The organism is Methylorubrum podarium (assembly GCF_022179745.1).
Classification (GTDB): domain Bacteria; phylum Pseudomonadota; class Alphaproteobacteria; order Rhizobiales; family Beijerinckiaceae; genus Methylobacterium; species Methylobacterium podarium.
The window spans coordinates 1-17,130 of the sequence record NZ_BPRD01000382.1 but is presented as its reverse complement, the minus strand read 5'-3'; the positions used below and the strand labels follow the sequence as shown (position 1 = coordinate 17,130).

General features: G+C 70.7%; 16 protein-coding genes. 8 read left to right on the top strand and 8 right to left on the bottom strand.

What is annotated here, in order from left to right:
- The 3 genes from MFF42_RS18390 to MFF42_RS18380 all read left to right on the top strand — a co-directional run.
- On the top strand, positions 1-1,961 hold a 1,961-nt coding region (locus MFF42_RS18390; RefSeq protein WP_238257040.1), incomplete at its 5' end, for a S9 family peptidase.
- Between the two features lie 151 nt (positions 1,962-2,112).
- Positions 2,113-2,508 (top strand): hypothetical protein, encoded by a 396-nt coding sequence (locus MFF42_RS18385; protein WP_238257039.1) that lies wholly within the window; start codon positions 2,113-2,115, stop codon positions 2,506-2,508.
- 118 nt (positions 2,509-2,626) lie between these two features.
- On the top strand, positions 2,627-5,986 hold the full coding sequence (locus MFF42_RS18380; protein ID WP_238257038.1) for a tetratricopeptide repeat protein: 3,360 nt from the start codon (positions 2,627-2,629) through the stop codon (positions 5,984-5,986).
- Between the two features lie 3 nt (positions 5,987-5,989).
- Here MFF42_RS18380 and MFF42_RS18375 read toward each other — a convergent pair whose 3' ends face one another.
- The 5 genes from MFF42_RS18375 to fabA all read right to left on the bottom strand — a co-directional run bounded on the left by MFF42_RS18375 (position 5,990) and on the right by fabA (position 10,472).
- Complete coding sequence (locus MFF42_RS18375; protein WP_238257037.1) at positions 5,990-6,391, bottom strand: DoxX family protein; 402 nt, start codon at positions 6,389-6,391, stop codon at positions 5,990-5,992.
- Positions 6,392-6,446: 55 nt separating this feature from the next.
- The gene (fliP, locus tag MFF42_RS18370) at positions 6,447-7,208 is read right to left on the bottom strand and encodes a flagellar type III secretion system pore protein FliP (RefSeq protein ID WP_238257036.1); all 762 of its coding nucleotides are present in this window, start codon (positions 7,206-7,208) and stop codon (positions 6,447-6,449) included.
- 67 nt (positions 7,209-7,275) lie between these two features.
- Entirely contained in the window at positions 7,276-8,112 is an 837-nt protein-coding gene (gene fabI, locus MFF42_RS18365; protein WP_238257035.1) for an enoyl-ACP reductase FabI, read from the bottom strand.
- 431 nt (positions 8,113-8,543) lie between these two features.
- Entirely contained in the window at positions 8,544-9,770 is a 1,227-nt protein-coding gene (fabB, locus tag MFF42_RS18360) for a beta-ketoacyl-ACP synthase I (protein ID WP_238257034.1), read from the bottom strand.
- A 162-nt stretch (positions 9,771-9,932) separates the two neighbouring features.
- Positions 9,933-10,472, bottom strand: coding sequence for a 3-hydroxyacyl-[acyl-carrier-protein] dehydratase FabA (gene fabA, locus MFF42_RS18355; protein ID WP_238257033.1), 540 nt, complete (start codon positions 10,470-10,472; stop codon positions 9,933-9,935).
- 275 nt (positions 10,473-10,747) lie between these two features.
- On the opposite strand from fabA, the gene irr reads away from it, so the two are divergent.
- Positions 10,748-11,248, top strand: a complete 501-nt coding sequence (irr, locus tag MFF42_RS18350) for a Fur family transcriptional regulator Irr (protein ID WP_017482654.1) — start codon at positions 10,748-10,750, stop codon at positions 11,246-11,248.
- A gap of 71 nt (positions 11,249-11,319) precedes the next feature.
- Here the strand turns inward: irr and MFF42_RS18345 are convergent, their stop codons facing one another.
- Entirely contained in the window at positions 11,320-11,913 is a 594-nt protein-coding gene (locus MFF42_RS18345) for an SH3 domain-containing protein (protein WP_373875194.1), read from the bottom strand.
- Between the two features lie 361 nt (positions 11,914-12,274).
- Here MFF42_RS18345 and MFF42_RS18340 point away from each other — a divergent pair, with 361 nt between their 5' ends.
- Positions 12,275-13,279 carry a 2-hydroxyacid dehydrogenase gene (locus MFF42_RS18340; protein ID WP_238257031.1) on the top strand — a complete coding sequence of 335 codons (1,005 nt, stop codon included), beginning with the start codon at positions 12,275-12,277 and terminating at the stop codon, positions 13,277-13,279.
- Positions 13,280-13,527: 248 nt separating this feature from the next.
- On the opposite strand, the gene MFF42_RS18335 is transcribed toward MFF42_RS18340, so the two are convergent.
- The gene (locus tag MFF42_RS18335) at positions 13,528-14,541 is read right to left on the bottom strand and encodes a bifunctional riboflavin kinase/FAD synthetase (RefSeq protein WP_238257030.1); all 1,014 of its coding nucleotides are present in this window, start codon (positions 14,539-14,541) and stop codon (positions 13,528-13,530) included.
- Positions 14,542-14,844: 303 nt separating this feature from the next.
- Here MFF42_RS18335 and MFF42_RS18330 point away from each other — a divergent pair, with 303 nt between their 5' ends.
- The 3 genes from MFF42_RS18330 (at position 14,845) to MFF42_RS18320 (ending at position 16,414) form a co-directional block, all read left to right on the top strand.
- A complete protein-coding gene (locus tag MFF42_RS18330; protein WP_003604011.1) occupies positions 14,845-15,228 on the top strand; it encodes a response regulator in 384 nt (127 codons plus the stop codon).
- A 282-nt stretch (positions 15,229-15,510) separates the two neighbouring features.
- A complete protein-coding gene (locus MFF42_RS18325; protein WP_373875193.1) occupies positions 15,511-15,990 on the top strand; it encodes a protein phosphatase CheZ in 480 nt (159 codons plus the stop codon).
- A 196-nt stretch (positions 15,991-16,186) separates the two neighbouring features.
- Positions 16,187-16,414, top strand: coding sequence for a hypothetical protein (locus MFF42_RS18320; RefSeq protein WP_238257028.1), 228 nt, complete (start codon positions 16,187-16,189; stop codon positions 16,412-16,414).
- Positions 16,415-16,436: 22 nt separating this feature from the next.
- Here MFF42_RS18320 and MFF42_RS18315 read toward each other — a convergent pair.
- Positions 16,437-17,130, bottom strand: a 694-nt coding sequence (locus MFF42_RS18315) for an EAL domain-containing protein (RefSeq protein ID WP_238257027.1), incomplete at its 5' end; no start/stop codon positions are given.

The following is a 17,130-nucleotide window of genomic DNA, read 5'->3' as shown; positions in this document are numbered from 1 at the left end:
CCGAGAACGCCTATGCCGAGGCGGCGCTCGGCGGCGCCGCGGACCTGCGCAAGGCCCTGGTCGCCGAGATGCGGGGGCGCATCCGCGAGGACGACGCCTCGGTGCCGGAGCCCGACGGACCCTTCGCCTACTATTCCCGCCACCGCGAGGGCGGGCAGCACCCGCTGATCTGCCGCCGCCCGCGCACCGTCCACCGCATCGCGGAGGAGCCGGAGGACGGCGAGATCGGCGAGCAGATCCTGCTCGACGGCGATCAGGAGGGCGAGGGTCTCGCCTTCTTCGAGATCGCCGGCGCCGCCCATTCCGACGACCATCGCCTCCTCGCCTGGGGCGTCGACACCAAGGGTTCGGAACTCCACACCATCCGCGTGCGCGATCTCGACACCGGCGTGGACCGGCCGGAACGGGTCGAATCGACCGCGGGCGACGCCGTCTGGAACGCGACCGGCACCGCCTTCTTCTACGTGGCGCTCGACGAGAACCACCGTCCGGCCCGCGTCATGCGCCACCGCCTCGGCACCGATCAGGCGGAGGACTCGGTCGTCTACGAGGAGGCCGATCCGGGCTTCTTCGTGCATATCGGCCGCACGCAATCGGGCACCTACCTCACCGTCACGGCGAGCGACCACGAGACTGCGGAGGTTCATCTGCTCGACCGCGCCGACGACGAGGGGGCGCTCCGCTGCGTCGCGGTCCGCCAGGAGCGGCTGATCTACTCGGTCGAGCACTGGGGCTCGTATCTCGTCCTCCTGACGAACGCCGACGGCGCGGTGGACTTCAAGATCGTCACCTGCCCCCTCGACGCCACCGGGCGGGAGAACTGGCGCGACGCGGTGCCCTACCGGCCCGGCGTGATGATCCGGCACCTCCACGTGCTCGGCAATCACCTCGTGCGGCTCGAACTGGAGAATGCCCTGCCGCGCATCGTCGTGCGCGACATGAAGGGCGACGAGCACACCGTCTCGTTCGCCGAGGAAGCCTACTCGCTCGGCCTCCTGCCCGGCTACGAGTTCGAGACGGCGCGCATCCGCTTCGTCTACTCCTCGATGACGACGCCGGCCGAGACCTACGACTACGACTGCGTCACCCGCGCCCGCATCCTGCGCAAGCGCCAGACCGTGCCGAGCGGCCACGAGCCCGCCGACTACGTCACCCGGCGCCTGTTCGCGACGGCGCCCGACGGCGAGAGCGTGCCGATCTCGCTCCTGCACCGTCGCGGGCTCACCCTCGACGGCTCGGCGCCACTGCTGCTCTACGGCTACGGCTCCTACGGCACGCTGATGCCGGCAGGCTTCCGCACCAACCTGCTGAGCCTCGTCGATCGCGGCTTCGTCTACGCCATCGCCCATGTCCGCGGCGGCACCGAGAAGGGCTGGAACTGGTACCTCGACGGCAAGCGCGAGAAAAAGCCCAACACCTTCACCGATTTCGTCGCCTGCGGCCGGGCGCTGATCGAGGCGGGCTACACGAGGCAGAGGCGCATCGTCGCCCATGGCGGCAGCGCGGGCGGCATGCTGATGGGGGCGGCGGCGAACCTCGCCCCGGAGCTGTTCGCCGGCATCGTCGCCGACGTGCCCTTCGTCGACGTGCTCAACACCATGCTCGACGCGGACCTGCCGCTCACCCCGCCGGAATGGCCCGAATGGGGCAATCCGGCCGAGAGCGAGGCGGCGTTCCAAACGATCCTGTCCTACTCGCCCTACGACAACGTCGCCGCCAAGGCCTATCCGGCGATCCTGGCGCTCGGCGGCCTCACCGATCCGCGCGTGACCTACTGGGAGCCGGCCAAATGGGTGGCGCGGCTGCGTGCCACCATGACCGGCGGCGGCCCGATCCTGTGCAAGATCAACATGGAGGCCGGGCACGGCGGCGCCGCCGGCCGGTTCGACCGCCTGGAGGAGGTCGGGCTGATCTACGCCTTCGCGCTGATGGCGGCCGGGCGCGCCGGGACGGCGGCCTGAGGACGTTCGAGCCCGGCCGCGACCGATCGCGCGGCCGGGCTTCGACAAAATCGAGCGGACAGGGCAGAACAACGCGCGCGTCTTTGCTATGCTGCCTCAGCAAAAATAAGATCAGAATAATAATCAAGCGGATCGGTTAGGGAGAAACACGATGAAGCATTCCGCGATCGCAGCCGCGATGTTGTTCGCGCTGCCGCTCGCCGCCATGGCCGAGGAGGGGGTGCCCGAGGCCGGCGCGACCGCTCCGAAGGCGCCGCAGACGGCGCAGGAGCGCAAGGAGGCGAACGCCGCCAAGCTGGCCGGGCTCGTCCGCTTCGTCGGCGAATCGTGCAAGGAGGCTCGACCCGATTACGAGCGGTTCAAGTCGGTGGTGGCCGCCATGGGCGTCGATCTCGACGCGATCTCGAAGGGCGAGTTGCTCATGCGCAGCATGGGCTACACCGAAGCCTACCGGAAGAACGTCGATGAGAGCTGCCGCAAGGCGCAGGAGATGTTCGGCGAGAAGGGCACGGCGATCCCCGGCCTCGTCCTGCGCAAGGCCTCGTAACCGAGGCCCATTTTAAGCGCCCGTTCACCGCGCTGAGCGAGAGTGCCCGCACGAGTGGCGTTCGGCGGCACGCCTCCTTCGGAGGTTGGCCGCCGCGAACAGGCGGGCGTTTCGCGCGATGGGGGGACGGGCCGGTCAGGGAAAGCGGCTGCGTCCGGGCGGGGCTCTGCTCCGCGCCGGCCTCGCCGCCGGTCTCTGCGCCTGGATGTCCGGGGCGGAGGCGGCCCGGCTCGTCTCGGCCAAGGGCGCGCAGCCGCCGGAGGGCTACGGCCGCATCGTCCTCACCTTCGATGAACCGGTCGCCGTCAAGGCGCGGCTCTCGGGCGCGATCCTCGTGCTCAGCTTCGGCGAATCGGTGGGCGCTGGCCCCGAGCGGATCGCGGCGGGCATGCCGGATTTCGTCGCGGTGGTCCGGCGCGACCCCGACGGCTCGGCCCTGCGCCTCGCCCTGCAGCGCCCCTACCGCATCAACGTGCAGGATGCCGGCGAGCAGGTCTTCATCGACCTGCTGCCGGAAAACTGGAAAGGCTTTCTCCCGCCGCTTCCCATCGAGGTGGTGGCCGATCTCGCCCGACGGGCGGCGGCCGCCGAGGCGAGCCTGAAGGCGCGCCATCCCGCTCCGGTGCCGCGGCCGCTCACCCTCGAACTCGCCCATACCGATGCGCGGACCCGGCTCGCGCTGCGCCTGCCGGAGGGCACCGAGGCCGCCTTCGCTCCGAACGGTGCGGGCACGCGCCTGACGCTGCCCGGTGCGTGGCGCATCGACGACCTGGCTCTGCGGGGACGTCTGTCCCCGAGCATCGGCCGTGTCGCCGTCGAGACGGAGGCGGGCGAAGCACGGATCGTCGCGAGCCCGGCCGATGGCGTGAGCCTCGCCACCGCGCGGGACGAGGATGTCGTCACCATCGACTTCCTCCCGAAGCCGAAGCCCGCGGAGAGCCCAGCACTATCGGCCGCCGGCGCCAAAGGCGAGGCGAAGGAGGAGCCGACGGACGCCGCGAAAACAGCGGCGGCACCGGCCGTGCAGGCCGCAGACGCGTCGGCGGCGCGCCGCGCGGCGCCGGCACCCGTGTCGCGCAAGGCGGGATCGGGCCTCGTCTTTCCCTTCGCCAAACGCGTGCCGGCGGCCCTGTTCGAGCGCGGCGGCGTCGCCACCCTCGTCTTCGCCACGACCGATCCCGTCGCCGTGCCGCCGCCCGGCGCCACCGGCCTCGTCGCCGTCGCGCCCCCGCGGCGCGTCGGCAGCTTCACCGTCCTGCGCTTCGCCATGCCCAAGGGACGGCTCGTGGACGTGATGCCGGTGACCGAACCCGACGGCTGGGAATTGGTGACCGGGGACGGCCTCTCGCCGAGCGAGAGCCTCACCGCCCAGCGCATCCCGTCCGCGCAGGGCCGGCTCGGGATCACCCTGCGGCTGCCCGCGGCCGGTCCCGCCGGCTGGCTCGATCTCGACGGCGAGCGCATCGCCGTCGTCACCTCCGACGGCACGCGCCCGGCTGGAGTGGTCAAGGCGCAGCGCTTCGTCGAGTTCGAGCTGATTCCGAGCCGTCTCGGCCTCGCCGTGCTCGCCAATGCCGACGACCTCATCGTCCGGCCCGACCTCGATGGCGTGACGATCGGCCGTGAGGGCGGAAAGGAGGCGGGCAAGGAGGGCCGGGAGGGCGGACTCTCGGTGTCGGGCGTCTCCCGCCCCGCCGATCCGCCCGTCGGTGCGGTCACGGAACTGGCGATCGATCGTGAAACCTGGGAGAAGGCGCAACGCGGCGACGTGCGCGCCACGCTGCGGGAGGGCCTTGCCGCCGCCGTCGAGGCGCATCGCCGCGACCGCGGCGCCGCCCGCCTCGCCCTGGCCAAGGCGATGATCGCCAACGACCTCGACGTGGAGGCGCTGGGCGCCTTGAATGCCGCCGCCGCCGAGGACGTCGTGATCGACGGCGACCGCCAGACGGTGCTGCTGCGCGGCATCCTGCTCGCCCGGATCGGACGGACCGAGGAGGCGCGCAAGCTCCTCTCGGACGAGCGGCTCACCACCAATCCCGAAGCCCGGCTCTGGCGTGGCTACGCCGACGCCCTGGCCGGCCGGTGGAGCGAGGCGGCGAGCGCCCTGCGCGCCGGCGAGTCGGTCCTGGAGCGCTACCCCGAGCCTCTCGCCTCGCTGTTCCACGCCGCCGCCGCCGAGGTCGCGGTCGAGACCGGCGATTGGGAGGCGGTCACGCGGGAATCGGTCGCCGCCAGCCGTGCCGCGACCGATTACACGCGGGATCGGCTGACCCTGCTGCGGGCGAAGATGGACGAGGCGACCGGGCGCGGCGCGGCGGCGCTGGCAGCCTACGAGACGCTTCGGAGCCAGGCACCCTGGCCGCTGGCGGCGGAGGCGACGCTGCGCGCGGCCTCCCTCGGCCACGCGCTCGGCAAGACGACCCTGCCCGATGCGATCGACCAGCTGGAGGTCCTGGCCCTGACATGGCACGGCGGCCCGACCGAGATCGGGACGCTCGGCGCCCTCGGCGGCCTCTACGAGGAAGCCGGGCGCTGGCGCAAGATCTTCACCACCGCGCGCCGCGCCAACACCCTCAACCCGCAGGCGCCGATCGCCCGCGCCCTGCACGAGCGGGCGATGGCCGTGTTCGAGGACCTGTTCCTGGGCCCGCGCGGCGAGAAGCTCGGCGGCGTCGAGGCGCTGGCGCTGTATTTCGACTTCAAGGACTTCGCGCCCGCGGGCCGGCGGGCCGACGAGATCGTGCGGCGCCTGGCCGACCGCCTCGTCGCCCTCGACCTGCTCGATTCCGCCGACGAGCTGCTGCAGTACCAGATCGATCACCGCCTGGAGGGGGCGGCCCGCTCCTCGGTGTCGGCGCGGCTCGCCACGATCCGCCTGATGGAGGGCAAGCCGCTCGAAGCGCTCCAGACGCTCGATGCGACGCACCTCCCCGAGCTTGCCGAGGACGTGCGCCGCGCCCGCGCGCTGCTGCGCGCGCGTGCCCTGTCGGACCTGTCCCGCACCGATCTCGCCCTGGAGACCGTCGAGGGCGAGACCGGCGCCGATGCCGAGCGGCTGAGGGCCGACATCCTGTGGGCCGCCCGTCGCTGGCGCGAGGCCGGGGAGGCGCACGAGATGATCCTCGGGCCCGCCTGGCGCTCCGGAAAACCCCTCGACGACACGGCGCGGGCCGACGTGATCCGTGCCGGCATCGCCTACGGGCTCGCGGGAGAATCGCTCGGGCTCGAGCGGCTCAAGGCGAAGTTCGCCGGACCCATGGCCGAGAGCGCGGATGCCCGCACCTTCGCCATGCTGACGCGGCCGGACGCGCCGCGCTCCGCCGCCTTCCGCGACGCGGCTCTGCGCGCCACCAAGGCGGAAACGCTCGCCGCCTTCCTCTCGGAGTACCGCAAGCGCTACCCCGACAGCGCCGTGCCGGAGCCCGGCAGCGCCGCGACGGCCAACCGCGCCGAGGCGCCGTCCCCGCCGCCGGGGTGAGGATCAGTATCGGCCGCGCCCGCGCTGCGCGTCGATGCTCCACGGGCCGGGGCCGGCGAAGGCGATGTAGAGGAAGACGAAGCAGAACAGGATCGCCGCGTCGCCGCCGTTCAGGGCCGGGAAGAAGCTTTTGGGCGCGTGGGCGATGAAGTAGGCGAACGCCATCTCGCCGGAGAGGATGAAGGCCACCGGTCGGCTGAACAGCCCGACCACGAGCAGCGCGCCGCCGACGAGTTCGAGCAGGCCGGCGATGCCGGACATCGACATCAGCGGTGGGTTCATCGCGCTCGGCGGGAAGCCGAGGATTTTCTGCGTGCCGTGCGCCATGAAGATCAGCGCCGAGACGATCCGCAGGATGCTCAGCATCCGCGGCGCCCATTGCGCGGTGGCGGTCGTCAGATCCATGCCTCGACTTCCTCTCGACGCGGCCGCCGCAACCTCGAATCGTGACGCCGGGGCCTCACCCTCCGTAGCTTTGAATGAGGGAACCCGCCACCAGCGTCCAGCCGTCGACCAGGACGAAGAAGATCAGCTTGAACGGCAGCGCGACGGTGGCCGGCGGCAGCATCATCATGCCCATCGCCATCAGCACCGAGGCGACGACGAGATCGATGATCAGGAAGGGGATGAAGAGGAGGAAGCCGATCTCGAAGGCGCGCCGCAGCTCCGAGATCATGAAGGCGGGGGTGACGATCTCCAGGCCGATCGCCTCGGGCCCCGCCGGAGCCGGCTGGCGGGCCATGTCGAGGAACAGCTTCAGGTCCTTCTCGCGGACGTTGCGCAGCATGAAGGTCTTGAACGGGGCGGACGCCCGCTCGAAGGCCTGGGACTGGCTGATCTGGCCGGCGACGAGGGGCTCGACGCCGGCCCGATAGGCCTCGCGCGCCGTCGGCGCCATGACGAAGGCGGTCAGGAACAGGGCGAGGCTCACCATCACCGTGTTGGGCGGGGCGGTCTGCGTCCCGAGCGCCGAGCGCAGGATCGACAGCACCACGACGATCCGGGTGAACGAAGTCGCCATCACCAGCACGGAGGGCGCGAGCGCCAGGACCGTGATCAGCGCGACGAGCTGGAGCGCCCGCTCGGTGGTGCCGCCCGCGCCGAGATCGAGGGTGACGCTCTGCGCCCACGCCGCGCTCGAGCTGCCCGCCAGCAGCAGGACGGCCGTGACGATCGTCAGGGCGGTGAATCGCGGCAGGCGCCGGCCGGGGGAGGGGGTCATCGCGGACCGCACCCTGCGGCGTGACGCGGTCGCGCACAAGCGACGCGACGACACGCTGCCCGCGGCATCACACGTCGTCGTCGCCGACGACGCCCGCCTCGTCCTGGGCCTGAAGCACTGCCGGGCGCGGCATCGAGATGATATTGTAGCCCGAATCGACGAAATGGATCTCGCCGGTCACGCCGCCCGAGAGATCGGACAGCAGGTAGAGCGCGGAATTGCCGACATCGTCGAGCGTCACCGTGCGCCGCAGCGGCGCGTGCGCCTTCTGGTGGTTGTACATCAGCCGGGCGTCGGCGATGCCGGCACCGGCCAGCGTCCGCATCGGCCCCGCCGAGAGGGCGTTGACGCGGATGCCGTCGGGCCCGAGGTCGGTGGCGAGATAGCGCACCGAGGCTTCGAGCGCGGCCTTGGCCACGCCCATCACGTTGTAGTTGGGCATGACGCGGGTCGAGCCGGCATAGGTCAGCGTCAGCAGCGCGCCGCCCCGCGGCATCCGTGCGGCGGCGCGCTGGGCGATCTCGGTGAAGGAGAAGCAGGAAATCATCATCGTCCGCGAGAAGTTCGCCCGGGTCGTGACGTCGACGTAGCGGCCCTTGAGCTGCGCCTTGTCCGAGAAGCCGATGGCGTGGACGATGAAGTCGATCCCCTCGGGGAAGCGCTCGTCGAGGGCGGCGAAGGCGGCATCGACGGTGGCGATGTCCTCCACGTCGCAGGGCAGGACGATGTCCGACCCGACGGAGGCGGCCAGCGGCGTCACCCGGCGCCCCAGAGCCTCGCCCTGATAGGTGAAGGCGAGTTCCGCTCCGTGCCGGTGCAGGGTCTTGGCGATGCCCCACGCGATCGAGTGATCGTTGGCGACCCCCATGATGAGGCCGCGCTTGCCCGCCATCAAACCCGTCATTCTCTCATCCGTACGCGTTCGGCCCGGCGCCGCGGCGCCCCGTCCGAGGCTTAGCCCGCCGGGCGAGGGCCTGTCCACGCGTCGCGCTCGCCCGCGCGTGTACGAAGGTCAGGCCCACACTCACGGCACGCACGAAAAAGCCCCGGCGCGGGTGCGGCGGGGCGCGGCGATGTGCGGAGGTGAAGAATTTCCTCAGAAGTAGCCGCGGGTCCCGGCCTGCGCGTCGTCTATCAGCGTCTGCTTGGCCCGCACCGCGACAGTCGCAGCGAATGCGAGGCTCATCACGGTGAACAATGCGAGGGCGACGATCATGCTCTTTGCCTGCCTATCGAAGCAGGAACGCGAGGGTCATTGGTCGGTTCCGCCGATCCGTCAGAAGACGGACCGGGCTATGCTTGGCTATTGTCTCGCAGTTGCGAAGACGGCGCCGGTCACGCGTCCGGATGCTTGAGCACGAGCGTCGCGTTGGTGCCGCCGAAACCGAAGGAATTCGACATGACGTGGCCGAGCTGCACCCCGTCCCGGCGCTGACGCAGGATCGGCATATCGGCGAAGGCCGGATCGAGCTCGTCGATATGCGCGCTCTCGCAGATGAAGCCGTTGTTCATCATCAGGAGCGCGTAGATCGCCTCCTGCACGCCGGTGGCGCCGAGGGAGTGGCCGGTCAGCGACTTGGTGGCCGAGATCGGCGGGCAGGCCTCGCCCGCGCCGAACACCTCGCGGATCGCCTCGATCTCCTTGTCGTCGCCGACGGGCGTCGAGGTGGCGTGCGGGTTGATGTAATCGATCTTGACGCCCTTCAGGTCTTCCATGGCCTGGCGCATGCAGCGCACGGCGCCCTCGCCGGAGGGGGCGACCATGTCGTGCCCGTCGGAGGTGGCGCCGTAGCCCGCGACCTCGCCGTAGATCCGCGCGCCGCGCGCCTTGGCGTGCTCGTATTCCTCCAAGACCAGCACGCCCGCGCCGCCGGCGATGACGAAGCCGTCGCGGTTGACGTCGTAAGCGCGCGAGGCGCGGGCCGGGGTATCGTTGTAGCGCGAGGACATGGCGCCCATGGCGTCGAACAGGACGGAGAGCGTCCAGTCGAGCTCCTCGCAGCCGCCCGCGAAGATCGTGTCCTGCCGGCCGCCGCGGATGATCTCGGCGGCGTTGCCGATGCAGTGGTTCGAGGTCGCGCAGGCCGATGAGATCGAATAATTCACGCCGCGGATCTTGAACCAGGTGGCGAGCGTGGCCGAGGCGGTCGAGGACATCGCCTTCGGCACCGCGAACGGTCCGACGCGCTTCGGCCCCTTCTCGCGGGCGATGGCCGCGGACTCGACGATGGTGCGGGTCGAGGGACCGCCCGAGCCCATGATGATGCCGGTGCGGTCGTTGGAGATATCCCGCTCCTCGAGGCCCGCATCGCGGATCGCCTGATCCATGGCAATGTGGTTCCAGGCGGTGCCGCCGCCGTGGAAGCGCATGGCACGGCGGTCCACGACCCCTTCCGGATCGATCGACGGCGCGCCCGCGACCTGACTGCGGAAGCCGTGCGCGGCCTGCGCCTCGGCATGCGAAATGCCCGAGCGGGCCTCGCGCAGGGAGGCCAGAACCTCCTGAGTATTGCTGCCGATGGACGAGACGATGCCCATCCCGGTGATGACGACACGCCGCATGATGGCTCGTGCTGCTGGCGCCGCGGCTGGTGCGGCGTTTCCTCGGGAGGTCAGTTAGGATGATGCGCGGTCAATCTCAACCGCGCTTCGTGGGCCAGCCGCCGATCCGGCCGTCGGTCCGGCGCGAAAAATTTCCTCCGGAGCGGGCGCGCGGCGCCGGTCTCAGGAGCGGAACAGGGCCACGCGGAGGTCGCTCGCCTCGTAGATGCGCCGGCCGTCGGCCTCCAGCCAGCCGTCGGCGATGCCGAGCACGAGCTTGCCCTGGCGCACCCGCTTGATGTCGATGCCGTACACGACCTGTTTTACGCTCGGCAGGACCTGATCGGTGAACTTCACCTCGCCCACGCCGAGCGCCCGGCCGCGGCCCGGCGCACCGAGCCAGCCGAGATGGAAGCCGACGAGCTGCCACAGCGCATCGAGCCCGAGGCAGCCGGGCATGACCGGATCATCCTTGAAGTGGCAGGGAAAGAACCAGAGGTCCGGCCGGATGTCGAACTCGGCCAGCACATGCCCCTTGCCGTGGGCGCCGCCCTCGGCCCCGATCGACGTGATCCGGTCGAACATCAGCATCGGCGGGAGCGGAAGCTGGGCGTTGCCGGCTCCGAACAGCTCGCCGCGCCCGCAGGCCAGGAGATCCTCGTAGGAGAAGCTCGAAGCGCGCTGCGGAGAAGCGCCGTCGGATTGCTGGTCGAGAGAGGCCATGGATGACGTACGGGTCCTCAGTGACGGACGGGTCCGATGCCGGAGAGCGGACGGGGCGTGGCGGAATGGGCGCCTCGTTAGCACAGCCTTCCCGCCGTCACAAAGCGCGCCGACCCGAAGTGAACGGCGGTTCGATACGCGTGGAAGCGGGATGAGCCATGCGTCATCCACCTATCAAGCCTGACCTGGATCCCGGACGGGTTGCCGCAGGGCTTCATGATCCGTATAATTTGCTTGCTATACTCATTCTAAATAAGTGGGAATCGTTCCCAGCGATGTCCGATCTGATGCCTCTACAGGCCGTGCTGAACGCCCGGTCCCTCTCGCCGGTCGATGGCGCCGGGCGCCGGGGCTGCCCGCTCTCGGACCTGCGCGACCGCCTGCGCCGGGCCGGCCTGCGCCCGACCCGTCAGCGCCTCTCGCTGGGCTGGCTCCTGTTCGGCCGCGGCGACCGCCACCTGACGGCGGAAATGCTCTACGACGAGGCGATGCGCGCCAAGGTGCCGGTCTCGCTGGCGACCGTCTACAACACGCTGCATCAGTTCACCGAGGCGGGCCTGCTGCGGCAGCTCGCGCTGGACGGGTCGAAGGCCTATTTCGACACGAATCCGAGCGAGCACCACCACTTCTTCCTCGAGGAGGAGGGCGAGGTCCTCGATATGCCGGAATGCGGCATCTCGGTCGATTCGCTGCCCGAGGCCCCCGAGGGCATGGAGATCGCCGGCGTCGAGGTGATCGTCCGTCTTCGCCGCCGCAAGGTGTCCGGCCGGGCCTGATTCGGCTCCGGCCGCCATCGTGACGAAGAAGGGCCCGGATCACCGGGCCCTTCTTCGTTTCCGGCTCTCGCCTATTCCACGCGCTCGTCGGGGTAGACGCCCCAAAGGCGGCTCTGGCGGATGTAGCCGTCGACGTCGCCGCGCTTGTCCGGAAGCGGCACGACGAGCCGGCACCACGTGCCGGTGCAGCTCTTCACGCTGCCGATCACGCCGGGCTGCAGCCGCGCCTGTTCGGCCGACTGGTCGTCGGCGCGGGCGTTCAGCGGCACGGTGGCCTTGGTCGCGTCGGCGCGCTCGCCGGAGGGCGGGATCACCACGGCGGTGCGGCGGCCCGAGAGGAGCGAGTGCAGCACCCAGCCCTCCGTCCCCTCCGAATCGCGGATGCGCCGCCACGTCTCGAACTCGGCGACGATCTCCACCGGCAGGCCCTCGCGCTGGAACACCCACAGGGTGCGGTGGTCCTTCGAGGGGCCCTCGCGCAGGTTGACGCGGTTGGTCTTCAGGCTGGCGTAGCGCGGAACCGGCAGCTTCGTCACCGGCCCCTTGCCGACCTCCGACGGAGGCGGCGGCGCGGCCTCGGCCGTCAGGGGCGCCAGAAGGGCGAACAGGGCTGCGAGCAGCGCGAGGCGGGTCGGATTCATGGGCGGATTGAGGGGCGGGTTCATCGAGGGAAGCTCAGGCGGGCGCATCGTGCCTCGTCTCCGATCCGTGGCTCCAAAGTCGTTCTCGCGGTGACGTTTCCGCACGAGGCCGGCGGATGCCGGGACCACCTGCGGCAAACGTCGGCGGGCGGGTGCCCGATCGATCGGCCGTTCGGCACTCATCCATCAGGGGCGGGGCCGCATTGTGTTCGCCGACCTCTCTGCTAGAGAGGCCGAACGTCCTGCGGCAGGCCGGTTCGTCCGGTCCGCCTCCGCTCCATCTGACCGCGCCATGGTTAAGGGAGCGTAAGCCGGGCCTCCGCGGCAGAGCGGGGAGGCGGTCGGCGCAGGCCGGGAACGCGGGGCGGCGTCGTCGGGAGGAAACATGTCGTCGTTGAAGCGCAAGCCGCTGGTGGTCGTCACCCGGCGTCTGCCGGACGCGGTCGAGACGCGCATGCGCGAGTTGTTCGATACACGCCTCAACCACGATGACGCGCCGCTGTCGCAGGAGGCGCTCGCCGCCGCGATCCGCGAGGCCGACGTGCTCGTGCCGACCGTGACCGACGAGATCGGGGCCGGACTGCTCGCCCAGGCCGGGCCGAACCTGCGGCTCATCGCCAATTTCGGCAACGGCGTCGATCACATCGACGTCGCGGCGGCCCTGGAGCGCGGCATCACGGTCACCAACACGCCGGGCGTGCTGACCGAGGACACCGCCGATATGACCATGGCGCTGATCCTGGCGGTGGCCCGCCGGATCGCGGAGGGCGCCCGCATCATTCCCGACGACGACTGGACGACCGGCTGGTCGCCGACCTGGATGCTCGGCCGGCGCATCACGGGCAAGCGTCTCGGCATCGTCGGCATGGGCCGCATCGGCCAGGCGCTCGCGCGCCGGGCCCGGGCGTTCGGCCTGTCGATCCACTATCACAACCGCCGCCGGGTGCCGACGCATATCGAGGAATCCCTCGACGCGACCTACTGGGAATCCCTCGACCAGATGCTGGCGCGGGTGGACATCGTGTCGGTCAACTGCCCGCACACCCCCGCGACCTATCACCTGCTCTCGGCCCGCCGCCTCAAGCTGCTCAAGCCCGAGGCGATCGTCGTCAACACCGCCCGCGGCGAGGTGATCGACGAGAACGCGCTGGCGCGGCTGATCGAGGGCGGCGAGATCTCGGCGGCCGGCCTCGACGTGTTCGAGCAGGAGCCGGCGGTGAGCCCGCGCCTCGTGCGGCTCGCCCGTACCGGCAAGGTGGTGCTGCTGCCGCATATGGGCTCGGCGACCCACGAGAGCCGGACCGACATGGGCGAGAAGGTCATCATCAACATCAAGACCTTCATGGACGGCCACCGCCCGCCGGATCGGATCCTTCCGAGCATGCTCTGAGGGCGTGCTCGACGGACTTGTTCCGGCGTCTCTCCCCGTCCTCATGCTGAGACGCTGCGCCCGCGGCCTCGAAGCACGCCGCGACGCTCGCCCCGAGCGGGCGGCGCCGTCGGATCGACCGTTCGGGCGTGCTTCGAGGCCCGCCACGCGGGCGCCTCAGCATGAGGAGCGATGGGCTTGCCGGAGAGGCCGGAGCGATCGCGTGGAGGGTCGGCGCCCTTCGAAACGTCGCCGCTGTCCCGGCCCGCTCAGTCCAGCATCGACGGCACGCGGTCGGCCCGGATCGCCGCACGGGCCCGCGCCGAATCCACGTCCATCTGCGCGACCAGCGCCTCGGCGCTCGTAAACTTCTCCTCGCCGCGCAGGTACGAGAGAAGCTCGACGGCGACTTCCTGCCCGTACAGGTCGCCCGCGAAGTCGAACAAGTGCACTTCGAGGAGCGGCGCCCCGTCGTCGAAGGTCGGGCGGCGGCCGTAGCTCGCCACGCCGTCGTACAGGCGGCCGTCGGCGAGGCGCACGCGCACCGCGTAGATGCCGTGGGCGAGCCCGCAGGAGTCGAGGGCGAGGTTGGCTGTGGGGTAGCCCAGCGTGCGCCCGCGCTTGTCGCCGTGGCGCACCTGGGCCAGCACGAACCAGCGATAGCCGAGAAGGTCGTTGGCGCGCCCCACGTCGCCGGATGCGAGGGCGGCGCGGATCGCGCTCGACGAGATCGGCGCGTCGCCGGGATCGGCCGAGACCGCGGGCACGATACGGCAGGAGAGACCGGCCGCCGCGCAGAGATCGGCGAGCATGCCCGGCGAGCCCTCGCGTCCCCGGCCGAAATGGAAGTCGTGGCCGATCACCACGCCGGACAGGCCGAGTTCGTCGCGCAGCCAGCCCTCCACGAAGTCCCGCGCGCCGGTGCCGGCGAGCCGTGCATCGAAGCGGCGGACGATCAGCCCGTCGAGCCCGAGCCGCGCGAACACGATCTCCTTGGCCCGCGGGCCGGTGAGCCGGAACATCGGCTGGTCGGGCGCGAAAAAGGCGCGCGGATGCGGCTCGAAGGTCAGCACGGCGGCGGGGTGCGACCCGGCCTCGGCGCGCACGGTCTCGATCAGCGTCCTGTGGCCGCGATGCACGCCGTCGAAATTTCCGAGCGCGGCGACGGCACCCGCGAGGGCCGGCGGCACCGGATCGTCCTCACGGCAGACCGTGAAGGGCGTCGGGGAGGAGGGGAGGCCGGTCCCGGCGGGCGGCACGGCGTTCTCGTCGCCTGAGGGCATCGGCTCCTGCGATCGGATGTCTTGCGGGTGTCGAGGGCGTGTCGAGGAGGGAGAGGGCCGACGGAGAGCGCCGGCGCGTCCGTGATCGTGCGCCCCGGCTCGCGGGGCCGGAGACTTGGCGAAATCAGTCTCCCCGGTCAAGCGAGTCGGGCGGGGCGCCGGATTAACCGCTTCGCAATCCGGGCCGCCTATTGTTCGAGGGACGGAAGGCAGCTCCGCTCGCACGCGTCGATGCGACGTTGATCGCTCGAGAGGGCCGCGCGCCGCCAGCAACGATCAGGGTACACACGGAGCAGACGTCAAATGGCCCTCGACCTCAGCATGCCGATCCTGGTGGTCGACGACTACCAGACCATGGTGCGCATCATCCGCAACCTCCTCAAGCAGCTCGGCTTCGAGGACGTGGATGACGCCTCCGATGGCACCGCCGCCCTCGCGCGCCTGAAGGGCCGCAAGTACGGCCTCGTCATCTCCGACTGGAACATGGAGCCGATGACCGGCTACGAGCTTCTGCGCCATGTCCGCGCCGACGAGGGCCTGCGCACCACGCCGTTCATCATGGTCACCGCCGAGTCGAAGACCGAGAACGTCATCGCCGCCAAGAAGGCCGGCGTGAACAACTACATCGTCAAGCCGTTCAACGCCGCGACCCTCAAGTCGAAGATCGAGGCGGTCTGCGGGGCCTGATCGCTCGGACCGCCGACGGAGGCTCTTCTCGCGAGGAGCCGAAGAGCCGGCGGGCCAGAGTGGTGCGACGACGTGGCGAGCGCCGATCCCGAACGCTTTGCGGTCGGGTCCGGCGCCGGAGGAACGGCCGTACCAGCGCACGGCCGACCTCGCACGCGTCGAATCAGAACGTCGCGAGAGATCACCCGAAAGATCGGCCCCAAAAGATCGGCTAAGAGTTCGACCATGGGAATGACGCTAACGGCACGCGACGGCCGGTCGCATAATTCGAGTCCTTCGGCGATGGTGAAAGAACTCCTCGACATCGCCGAGTACATCGCCAGCCTGCGGGACGCGATCGCCCTGCTGCGCGCCAACGAGCTGACCCGCGACCGTCTGCCGATGGTCCACGAGGAGCTGAGCGAGGTGGTGGCGGCGACCGCGGGCGCGACCAACTCGATCATGAACACGGCCGAGGCCATCCTCGCCCTGCCCGAGGGCAAGGGCTACCGCGATGCGGTCGAGGCGAAGATCTACGACATCTTCGAAGCCTGCACCTTCCAGGACATCACCGGCCAGCGCATCGCCAAGGTGGCGGAGGCGATGAGCCAGCTCGAAGGCCGGCTCGCCCGCTTCAGCGCCGCCGTGAAGGCCCGCGACGCGGCCGGCATCGACGAGATGGAGGCCGACCGCCGACAGCGCAACGAGTCGCTGCTGCTCAACGGCCCGCAGATGGGCGGTCCGGCGACGGCGCAGGACGCGATCGACGCGCTGTTCGCCTAGATTTCGCTGCGGCGAGCGCCCGGACCGGGCGACCGACGCCGCGCGAGGCCTGCCCGCGGCTGCCGGAAGAGGACGGACATCGTCCGGTCCTTACGGCCAAGCTGCCTTGATCCGACCATCGGGCGTGCAAAAACCTGTCACGGTCGTCCCGGAAAAAGGACGCGGGATCCGTAATCGGACTCGCAGGGGCTGGACCATGGCGAACTTCGATCTGTCGCCGGATCGCGCATCCGGTGACGCCCTAGACCGCGCCCGCGCGCAGGGGCAGCTGCATCACTCCATCGCGACGACGCTTCTCGTGATCGCCGCCGCCCGGGCCGAGCGGGAGGCGCCGCCGGTCTCCGCGGCGCGCCAGCGCCTCGCCCAGGTCTACGGTGCCACGCGGCTGCGCAAGCGGCTGGAGCGCGACGCCGCGCGCGGCTGACCGCGCCAGAGGTACTCTGTCGTCACCCAGCCCTACGCAAAAAATCCCGGAAGGGGCGGCGCTGCGGCGGAGGGCTCGGCGGCGGATCGGGGGAGGGGGGGAGCGGCGGCGGCGCCGTGTCCGGCGACGCCGACAGCACCTCGGCCCGGACGGCGCGAGGCGCGGCGAAGACGCTGCCCTGCGCCAGCGGCACGTCGAGATCGATGAGATCCGGCACTTCCGTCTCGGATTCGACGCCGGTCGCGACGAGGCGGATTCCGACGCGACCGAGGGACGCCACCAGATCCTCCAGCGCGATGTCGGGCATCGCCTCCCGGTCGAGCGGGCGCAGCAGCAACGCCGCGGCGACCTTGACCTGGGCGATGCCGCGCTCCGCCAGGGCGTTCGGATCGAAGCGCAGATCGATCGGGCGATCCATCACGAAGCCGATCCGTCCGCGCAGGCCCGCCAGCAGGGCGGCCTGCTCGGCGTCGAGGCTGCGCCAGCTCGCCTGCGGCAGGGCGATCACGACGCGGCCCGCGAGTTCCGGCCCCTCGCTGACGAGGCGGCCGAGGGAGCGCAGAAAGCCCGGCTCGAACAGCGAGTGCGGCGTCAGGCTGTAGCTGACCGAGGCGGGACTGCCGCGCCCCTGAAGATGCCGCGCGATGGTCGCGACGCGCTGAAGCATGCGCCGGTCGAGGGCCGTGGTGCGGCCGTGCCGCTCCAGCACCGGCAGG